At 73.1% G+C, this 8,940-nt stretch carries 7 protein-coding genes and 1 tRNA gene; 4 read left to right on the top strand and 4 right to left on the bottom strand.

Annotated features, from left to right (window positions below; translation table 11 throughout):
- Positions 1-319: 319 nt before the first annotated feature.
- Positions 320-1,204 carry an AfsR/SARP family transcriptional regulator gene (locus AB0947_RS26550; protein WP_366752817.1) on the top strand — a complete coding sequence of 295 codons (885 nt, stop codon included), beginning with the start codon at positions 320-322 and terminating at the stop codon, positions 1,202-1,204.
- Positions 1,205-2,029: 825 nt separating this feature from the next.
- Here the strand turns inward: AB0947_RS26550 and AB0947_RS26545 are convergent.
- From AB0947_RS26545 to AB0947_RS26535, 3 genes are all read right to left on the bottom strand, one after another.
- Positions 2,030-3,073, bottom strand: coding sequence for a 3-oxoacyl-[acyl-carrier-protein] synthase III C-terminal domain-containing protein (locus AB0947_RS26545; RefSeq protein ID WP_366752816.1), 1,044 nt, complete (start codon positions 3,071-3,073; stop codon positions 2,030-2,032).
- Positions 3,073-3,567: a cupin domain-containing protein gene (locus AB0947_RS26540; protein WP_366752815.1), complete on the bottom strand. Its 495-nt coding sequence runs from the start codon at positions 3,565-3,567 to the stop codon at positions 3,073-3,075. The genes AB0947_RS26545 and AB0947_RS26540 overlap by 1 nt, the downstream gene beginning before the upstream one ends.
- Before the next feature lie 227 nt (positions 3,568-3,794).
- Positions 3,795-4,670 carry a helix-turn-helix transcriptional regulator gene (locus AB0947_RS26535; RefSeq protein WP_366752814.1) on the bottom strand — a complete coding sequence of 292 codons (876 nt, stop codon included), beginning with the start codon at positions 4,668-4,670 and terminating at the stop codon, positions 3,795-3,797.
- A gap of 57 nt (positions 4,671-4,727) precedes the next feature.
- Between AB0947_RS26535 and AB0947_RS26530 the strand changes: the two genes are divergently transcribed.
- Both AB0947_RS26530 and AB0947_RS26525 read left to right on the top strand, forming a co-directional pair.
- Positions 4,728-6,197: an MFS transporter gene (locus tag AB0947_RS26530; RefSeq protein ID WP_366752813.1), complete on the top strand. Its 1,470-nt coding sequence runs from the start codon at positions 4,728-4,730 to the stop codon at positions 6,195-6,197.
- Positions 6,198-6,234: 37 nt separating this feature from the next.
- Positions 6,235-7,269 carry an aldo/keto reductase gene (locus AB0947_RS26525; protein ID WP_366752812.1) on the top strand — a complete coding sequence of 345 codons (1,035 nt, stop codon included), beginning with the start codon at positions 6,235-6,237 and terminating at the stop codon, positions 7,267-7,269.
- Positions 7,270-7,532: 263 nt separating this feature from the next.
- On the opposite strand, the gene AB0947_RS26520 is transcribed toward AB0947_RS26525, so the two are convergent.
- Positions 7,533-7,616, bottom strand: a tRNA-Leu gene (locus AB0947_RS26520).
- A gap of 447 nt (positions 7,617-8,063) precedes the next feature.
- Between AB0947_RS26520 and AB0947_RS26515 the strand changes: the two genes are divergently transcribed.
- A complete protein-coding gene (locus tag AB0947_RS26515) occupies positions 8,064-8,933 on the top strand; it encodes a DUF3662 and FHA domain-containing protein (RefSeq protein ID WP_366752811.1) in 870 nt (289 codons plus the stop codon).
- Positions 8,934-8,940: the final 7 nt, after the last annotated feature.

Here is an 8,940-nt window from a genome sequence, read left to right as displayed (position 1 = left end):
GCCGCCCTCGGTGCGTGGGCCGACACTGATCGTCCCGCCGTAGAGCGTGGCCCGCTCCCGCATGCCAATCAAGCCGTGACCGCCCCCTGTGGGCACCGCCGCCTTTCCGTTGCCTCCGTGCGGTGTGACCTGCACAACATCCCGTGTAGCCGACTGATTAACTCTGGTTTCACACTCAAATAGGGGGGATGGTTTTCAGCCGGGTCCTGATATACTCGATTCGTCACTCAGGGTCACCGGCACGGCCGGCGTGCCCCTGGGCGGTGAATGAATCCGTCATACCGGTAACCGACGGGATGACGTGTGCCAACAAGGGGGAATGGTGCAGATTCATGTCCTGGGTCCGATGGTCGTCTTCGACGAGGAGTCGGAGCCGGTCGTCCTGGCTCCGAAACCACGGCGGATTCTCGCGATGCTGGCGGTCAACGCCGACCGGGCGATATCCGTCAGCGCGCTCGTACAGGAGCTGTGGGGAAATAATCCGCCCCGCACCGCAACTGCCACGATTCAGACATACGTGGGACATGTCCGGCGCACGCTCGCGGAAGCACTCCGGGTCAGCGTCGCGGAAGTCGCCGACGAAATCCTGGTCACCGAGGGCAGCAGTTACGTGCTGTCCTCGTCGCGGGTCGCGCTCGATATCACCGAGTACGAAATGCTGGCCGAGGAGGGAAATGCCGCGGTCGAACGCGGCGAATTCGCCCGCGGTGCGGATGTGCTCCGCCGGGCGCTGTCCCTGTGGCGCGGGCCGGCCCTCGTCAACGTCGAGGCCGGTGAGTTGCTGAGCGCGCGCATCGTCTGCCTGGAGGAGTCCATGCTCTGCGCCGCGGAGCACCGGGTCTACGCGGATCTCCAGCGGGGCGCCCACCGCACGCTGGTACCGGAACTGTCGGAACTCACGGCCCGGCACCCGCTGCACGAGAACTTCCACCGTCATCTGATGCTCGCCCTGTACCGGTGCGGGCGCAGGGCGGAGGCGCTGGCGGTCATGCGGAGACTGCGCACCCGGCTGGTGGAGGAGCTGGGACTGGAGCCCTCGCCGTTCCTGGTGCAGATGGAGCAGGACATCCTGCGCGGCGAGCCGTCGCTGGACCTGGTCCAGACCGCCGCGCCCTGCCAGGGCCCCACGAGGTCACCGGTCCGCCCGTCGGGTCACCTGCGGCTGCACCCGGCGTCGGCAGCGGTCATGCAGCCCACCGGCTGACGACACGCACGAGACCGGGGCCGCGGGGCGAACCACCCCGCGGCCCCCGCCGGTTCCACGACGCCCGCGGCCTCCCGCCGCCCTCCCCACGACCGACCCGGGCACCGGCCGAACGGAGCCGCGCACCCCAGAGCCGGCAACGCCGCGCCCCACAGCGCCCCCTCACCCCGGCCGCACCCACAGAGCCCGGCCCCGCACCACGGCATCCGCCGTACCGGCAGCCCACAGCCGGACGCAGTGCCCCACCAGCCCCGGCGGCAGCCGGACGGAGTCGCGCGGTCCCGGAGCCGAGAATTCGCGCCCCGCAGCTGCTTCGTCAGCCCCGGCCACCCACCCCGGCGTCACAGCCACCCCACCGGCCAACGGGCCGCGCACCCGAGCCGGCAGCACGCGCCCCACCCTCACCCCGGCCACACCCACAGAGCCCGGCCCCGCGCCACGGCATCCGCCGTACCGGCAGCCCACAGCCGGACGTAGTGCCCACCGGCCGCGGCGGCAGCCGGACGGAGTCGCGCGGTGCCGGAGCCGAGAACTCGCGTCCCGCAGCTGCTTCGTCAGCCCCGGCCACCCACCCCGGCGTCACAGCCACCCGACCGCCCACCCCACCGGCCGAACGGAGCCGCGCACCCCAGAGCCGGCAAGGCCGCGCCCCACAGCGCCCCCTCACCCCGGCCGCACTCGCAGAGCCCGGCCCCGCACCGCGGCATCCGCCGGTACCGGCGAGGGACGGACGGGCGCCGTGGGGCCGGCCGGGGTGGTCGCCGTGCCGTGCCGGGTGGACGCGCGCTCGTTCCGGCCCGCGTCAGCGCACGCGGCACGGTGTGGTCAGGCCGCGCTCACCAGCAGGCACGACCAGGTGAAGCCGGCGCCGGCGCTGACCACCAGGGCGTACTCACCGGGTTCCAGCAGCCGGTCCGCGTGCAGTTCCGCCAGGCTGGCGGCCGCGTCCCCGGCGCCGAGGTGGCCGGTGCCGGCGCCGGGGCGCAGGAGTTCCGCACCGGTCAGCTTCGTCAGCAGCGGCGCGTAGGCCAGGTCCACGGTCTTGCGGCCGAGCCGCGGGGCGACCACGTAGCGCAGGGGCTGATCACCGGTCGCCGCCAGGCCCGCCGCCTCCAGGCAGGACTCCACGGCCGACCGCAGGGCGCGGGCGCTGGCCTCCGTGAACGCCTCCAGGCCCTCCGCCGCCAGGAACGCCTTCTTGGTGCGGCGGATGTCCACCCGGGGCCCGAGCGTGCGGGCGGCGGGGCTGAACGGGTCGTCGCCCCGGTGCATCCGCTCCAGCCGCGGCGCCGCCACCGTGGAGATCGAGTGCAGCACGAGGTCGGCGGGCCGTCCGCCCTCGGTGTCCGCCAGGTGGTGCAGCACCAGCGCGGTGGCCCCGTCGCCGTATCCGATGCCGTAGTCCCCGCTCCACCGGTCGAAGCCCGGTTCGCGGAACGCGTCGGCCGTGGTGACGAGCGCGCTGCCCAGCCCCGGCTCGACGAACAGCCGTGCGGCGGCCAGTTCCACCGCCGCCGCGCCGCCGTTGCACACCTGCTGCACGCCGACGGGCACGGCGTCCCCGGCACCCAGCCGGTCGGCGATGAAGTGGGCCGGGGACCACAGGTCGTGGCCCTGGTAGTGGATCCACGCGTGCAGGACGGCACCGACGTCCCCGGCCGGCACGCCCGCCGCGGCCAGCGCGCGCCGGCCCGCCTCGCAGGCCATCTCCGGCGGCGCCAGATCGGCCACCGGCAGCCGGTCGTAGCCGAGTTCGTCGGCGGTCTCCGCGTCGAGCAGGCCCAGTGCGACGGCTTCCCGCGCGCTCTGCCGCCGCTCGGGCAGCCACACCGAGGGACCGGAGATGCCCAGCGGGCGGGGCAGCCGCATCACCGGCTCCGGCCGCCGGCCGGGGACACCGTGCCGCAGCCCGGGTCGGCGACGGGCACGGAGGGTGCCGTGGCGTCCGTGGGGAGGATGTCGACGACGTACAGCTCGACCGGTGTGGTGCCGCGGTTGATGCCCATGTGCACGGTGCGCGGGCCCACCGGCTCCACGAGCGAGTCCCCCGGGCCGTACTGCTTCTCGGAGCAGTCCGAGCCGTCGATCCGCGTGAAGGTTCCGGAGTTGATGACGGCGATCTCCTCGCCCACGTGGTAGTGCCAGCCCGTGGAGGCGCCCGGCTGCACGACGGCCTTGCGGTAGAGGACCTTGCGGTCGCCGTCCGCCTTGATCTTGAACGGGGCCGAGGTGAGGCCCTGGCTCAGGGTCACCGAGCTGACGGGCGGCTCCTCCGCCACGGCCGCGGACCGGGTGGCGAAACCGATGCCCAGGGCCACCACCACGACGGCACCGGCTGTTGCGACCTTGCTTCTGTGGATCACGGACGTGCTCCTCCGCTCGCTGGAAGACGGCAGGCGGGCCACGCCACCGCGCCCCCGCCTGCACCTGTGTAGCAGAGCATTGGCACTCGGAGTACGTCTGTCTTGATGATGAAGGCTGTCTTCCGCCGGGCCTTGGGCGGTTCTTCAGCGGACCTCGACCGGACCGCCGACCGGACCCACGACCGGACCGCCGGCCGAACCCCCGCCGAGCCCTCCGGCCCGCCTCGTCACCCCGCCTCGACCAGCGAGATCCGTCCCTTGCGCGCGTCGCGGTCCAGCAGCTCCCGCACCTTCTCGGCGGTGTCCGTCCCGGCCTGCGCCGTGTGCAGCATCAGCCGGACACCGGGGCGGTCCGGGACCTCCAGGACCGAGTGGTCGAAGATCAGGCACCCCGCCCGCGGATGGTCGATCGCCTTCACCCCCTGGTTCGTCGACCTGATCTCGTAGCGCGACCACAGCTCGGCGAACTCCGGGCTGCATCCGGCCAGTTGCTCGCAGATCCGGGCGAACTCCGGCTCGTCGGGGTAGCGGGCGGCGTCCCTGCGGAACTCGGAGACCAGCCCCGGCGCGATGTCCGCCCAGTAGCGGTGCCGGGCCCGGAACGCCGGGTTGGTGAAGAAGGCCACCAGACAGTTGGTGTCGCCTTCCCGGAACCCGAAGACCAGTTCGGCGGCCCGGTTGGTGCCCGCGATGTTCCAGCAGCGGTCGATGGCGTAGGCCGGGGACGGCATCCAGCCCTCCAGCAGCGACGTGAGCCGGGAGATGTCGCCGGGGTCGCCCGCCGTGTGCCGCGGCGGGTTCAGCCCGACCAGCCGGTAGAGGTGGTCGCGTTCCGCCGCGTCCAGCCGCAGCGTCCGGCTGATGGCGTCCAGGACCTGTTCCGACACCTTGATGTCCCGGCCCTGCTCCAGCCACGTGTACCAGGACGCCCCGATGCCGGCCAGCATCGCCACCTCCTCCCGGCGCAGGCCCGGGGTGCGCCGGCGCGCCCCCGGGGGCAGACCCACGTCCTGCGGGGCGAGACGCTCCCGGCGCGTGCGCAGGAAGAGCCTGAGTTCCTCCCGTCGGCGCGCGTCCCCTACCGGTTTCAGACTGGTGGTCATAAACCCAGGATAAGTACGGGCTACCCGGCGTGTATGGACGACGGAGAACCTCGCCTCATGACTTCCGACACCGTCCCTCCGTCCGCCAAGGCGCGTTTCACGACGCGCCAGTGGCTCGTCATCGCCCTTCTGTGCGGCGCCCAGTTCATGCTCGCGCTGGACTTCTCCATCCTCAGCGTCGCCCTCCCGGTCCTCGGCAAGGACCTCGGCTTCGCCCTGAGCGACCTGCAGTGGGTCGTCACCGCGTTCGCCCTGCCCTCCGGCGGCCTGCTGCTGCTCTTCGGCCGCGCCGCCGACCTCTACGGCCGCCGCAACTGGTTCATCGTCGGCATGGCCCTGTTCACCGTCGCCTCCCTGGCCGGCGCCCTGGCCACCACCCCCGGCTTCCTGCTCGCCGCCCGGGCCGTCCAGGGCGTCGCCGCCGCCATGCTGACCCCGGCGGCCATGTCCCTGCTGACCACCAACTTCGCCGAGGGCGCCCAGCGCGACCGCGCACTGGGCATCAACGGCGCCCTGCTCTCCCTGGGCTTCCTGTCCGGCGTCGTCCTCGGCGGCGTCATCACCGAGCTGACCAGCTGGCGCGTGACGCTCTTCATCAGCGTCCCGGTCGGTGTCGCCGCCGTCATCGCCGCCCCGGTCCTGATCAAGGAGAGCCGCAACGAGGAGACGCCCCGCCTGGACGTCCTCGGCGCCCTGACGGTCACCGGCGGCCTGCTGTCGGTCATCTACGGCGTCACCTCCGCCGAGCGCAACGGCTGGGGAGCCGCCACCACCCTGGTCTCCTTCGCGGCCGGCGCGGTGCTGCTGGCCGCGTTCTTCGCCGTCGAGTCCCGCGTCGCCGCCCCGCTCGTCGACCTCGGCGTGCTGCGCCGCCGCACCGTCAGCTGGGGCAACACCACCGGCCTGATCACCTTCGCGATGATGACCGGCATGGTCTTCCTGCTCACCCTGTACATGCAGAAGGTGCGCGGGATGACCCCGCTCGACGCCGGCTTCTCCTTCGCCGCGCTGGGTGTCGCGGCCGTCCTCGGCGGCGCCTTCGCGGCGCGGATCATCGGCCGGATCGGCGTCCACCGCGCCCTCGTGTACGGCCTGGTCCTCCAGGCGGCCGCCACGGCGGTGCTGTACCTCCTCGACACCGACGGCGGCATGCCGCTGCTGCTCGTGGCCACCGCGGCGGGCGGCTTCGGCCACCTCCTCGCCGTCGTCGGCTACATGATCACCGCGACGTCCGGGCTGCCGGACCACGAGCAGGGCCTCGCGACCGGCCTCGCCTACACCGGCCAGCAGCTCGGTGTGACGGTGGGCACCCCGATCCTGGCCACGGTCGCCGCGTCCGGCATCGAGTCCGCCGGCGGCAGCGGTCCCGCCGCGGTGCTCCACGGCGTGCAGGGCGGCCTGCTGACCGCCGCGGCCGCCCTGGCCGTCGCCGCCGTCATCGCCGTCGCCTTCCTGCGCCCGGCCCGCACCACGGCCGCCCCGGTCGCCGGCGGCGCCGCCGAGACGGTCCCGGCCGACGCGCACTGACGGCGCGGACCACGACCACGAGAGGACCACGAACCGTATGCGCATGCGCTACCTGGGCCGCACCGGCCTGCAAGTGTCCGAGATCTGCCTGGGCACCATGACCTTCGGCGGCCGGCACGGCTTCCAGCACATGGGCCGGCTCACCACCGTCGAGGCGCGCCGCCTGGTCCACCGGTGTCTGGACGAGGGCGTGAACTTCTTCGACACCGCCGACATGTACTCCGCGGGACAGTCGGAGGAGGTGCTCGGCGCGGCGCTGTCCGGCCGGCGCGACGACGCGATCATCGCGACGAAGGTGCGCTGGCAGATGCCGGACGGCAGCGGCGGACCCAACGACCGCGGGCTGTCCCGGCACCACATCGTGCGGTCCGTCGAGGCGAGCCTGCGCCGCCTGGGCGTCGACCACATCGACCTCTACCAGACGCACGGCTGGGACGGCCGCACCCCGTGGGAGGAGACGCTGCGGGCCCTGGACGACCTCGTGCGGGCCGGCAAGGTCCGCTACGTCGGCGCGTCCAACCTGACCGGCTGGCAGCTCACCCGGGCGCTGGCCACCAGCGAACAGCGGGGCCTGGAGCGCTTCGCGTCCCACCAGATCCAGTACAGCCTGGCCGCCCGCGAGGTGGAGTTGGAGCTGCTTCCCATGGCCGAGGCGGAGGACGTGGGCGTCATGGTGTGGAGCCCGCTGGCGGGCGGTCTGCTCAGCGGCCGTCAGGAGCGGGGCGCCACACCCCCGCCCGGCACCCGGCGGGCCGTGGGCTGGTTCGAACCGGTCGACCCGGAACGCACCTTCGACACCATCGACGTCCTGCGCGACATCGCCGCCCGACGGGGGGTGTCCGCGGCCCAGGTCGCGCTGCGGTGGGTGCTCGAGCGGCGCGGCGTCACCTCGGTCGTCATCGGCGTCCGCAACGAGGCCCAGCTCACCGACAACCTCGCCGCGACGCGCTGGTCCCTCACGCCCGAGGAGCGCGCGGCCCTGGACGAGGTCAGCGCACCACCGCTGCCGTACCCGTACTGGCACCAGGAGTACTGCGACGCGGACCGGGTCCGGGAGGGGGAGCCGGCCTGAGCGGGCGGAGCCGTGCGCGGGCCTTCCCCGGCGCGGGGGCGCCGCCGCCGGCCGGTGGCGGCGCCCCGTGCGCGTCGTTCGGGGACGAGGAGCGGGACGCGTCACCCGGGGCCCCGCCGGACGCCGCACCACCCGACCGCCCTCGCCCGGTGCGGCCGTTGACGCCCTGAGAGCTTCCTCACACCCCGGCCGGGCGGCGCCCGTGAATGACGCCGCATACGACCAAGGGCCCATCGTTTTCACGATGGGCCCTCGGCCTTCTGTGCGCGAGGGGGGAGTTGAACCCCCACGCCCTTGCGGGCACTGGAACCTGAATCCAGCGCGTCTGCCTATTCCGCCACCCGCGCATTGGGTGTGTCTTCCGGCTCCGGCCCTTTCGGTCCGGCCCCTTCCGACACCCAGAACATTAGCACGTCGTACGGGGTGGATTCACATCGCTTCCCGCCGGCCCGCCCCCGGTCACGACCCCCGTCGCGCGCCGCGCGCGCCCCAACGACGCACCCACCGAACGCCGCACGTATCAGGGAGGCGCGCTTCTCGTATCAACCTCGTACCGGTCCCGGCCATCTGCCGGGAGGCGGGCCGGGTGCACAGCCGGGTGCGGGACACTGGACTTCGCCCGCCTCTACGATCCATGGCAGCAGGACACGCACCCGGGAGTTCGAAGGGGAGCCGCTGGGGGAACCGGCTGATTGGCGGGCGCGTAGATACGATCAGTGAGCAGTACCCGCAGTACCCGGCAAGGCAGCGGCACAGAGCAGGCAAGACGACGGCAGGGACGGAGGAGGTGCCCCATGGGAGTCCTGAAGAAGTTCGAGCAGCGTCTCGAAGGTCTGGTGAACGGCACCTTCGCCAAGGTCTTCAAGTCCGAGGTCCAGCCCGTGGAGATCGCCGGAGCGCTCCAGCGGGAGTGCGACAACAACGCCACGATCTGGAACCGTGACCGGACCGTCGTGCCCAACGACTTCATCGTGGAGCTGAGCGCGCCGGACTACGAGCGCCTCAGCCCCTACTCCGGGCAGCTCGGCGACGAGCTGGCCGGCATGGTGCGCGACTACGCGAAGCAGCAGCGCTACACCTTCATGGGCCCGATCAAGGTCAACCTGGAGAAGGCCGACGACCTGGACACCGGTCTGTACCGGGTGCGCTCGCGCACCCTCGCCTCCTCCAGCGACCAGCAAGGGGCCCCGCAGGCCCCCGGCGCACCGGCGGCCGGGCGCCCCGCGGCGGGCGCCCCCGGCGGCTACGGCTACCCGCAGCCCGCCACGCCCGCCGGCGCGCCCCCGATGCCGTCCGCGCCGCCGCCCGGCACCCGCCCCGGCGGGTACGGTTACCCGCAGCCCGCCACGCAGCGGCCGGCCGCGGCCCCGATGAGCGGCGCGCGCACCCGCTACTGGATCGAGATCAACGGCACCCGCCACCAGATCTCCCGCCCGACGCTGGTGCTGGGCCGCAGCACCGACGCCGACGTGCGGATCGACGACCCCGGCGTGTCCCGCCGGCACTGCGAGATCCGGACCGGAACGCCCTCGACGATCCAGGATCTCGGTTCCACCAACGGCATCGTGGTGGACGGGCAGCACACCACCCGCGCTACGCTCCGCGACGGCTCGCGGATCGTCGTGGGCAGCACCACCGTTATCTATAGGCAAGCCGAAGGGTGAAGCGGGG

Source organism: Streptomyces sp. NPDC047841 (assembly GCF_040704085.1).
GTDB lineage: Bacteria > Actinomycetota > Actinomycetes > Streptomycetales > Streptomycetaceae > Streptomyces > Streptomyces argyrophylli.
This window is presented reverse-complemented; position numbering and strand designations above follow the sequence as displayed.

Coding starts and splice junctions, on each gene's coding strand:
- AB0947_RS26550 (WP_366752817.1), top strand. CDS start 320: ATGGTGCAGATTCATGTCCTGGGTCCGATGGTCGTCTTCGACGAGGAG.
- AB0947_RS26545 (WP_366752816.1), bottom strand. CDS start 3,073: ATGCGGCTGCCCCGCCCGCTGGGCATCTCCGGTCCCTCGGTGTGGCTG.
- AB0947_RS26535 (WP_366752814.1), bottom strand. CDS start 4,670: ATGACCACCAGTCTGAAACCGGTAGGGGACGCGCGCCGACGGGAGGAA.
- AB0947_RS26530 (WP_366752813.1), top strand. CDS start 4,728: ATGACTTCCGACACCGTCCCTCCGTCCGCCAAGGCGCGTTTCACGACG.
- AB0947_RS26525 (WP_366752812.1), top strand. CDS start 6,235: ATGCGCATGCGCTACCTGGGCCGCACCGGCCTGCAAGTGTCCGAGATC.
- AB0947_RS26515 (WP_366752811.1), top strand. CDS start 8,064: ATGGGAGTCCTGAAGAAGTTCGAGCAGCGTCTCGAAGGTCTGGTGAAC.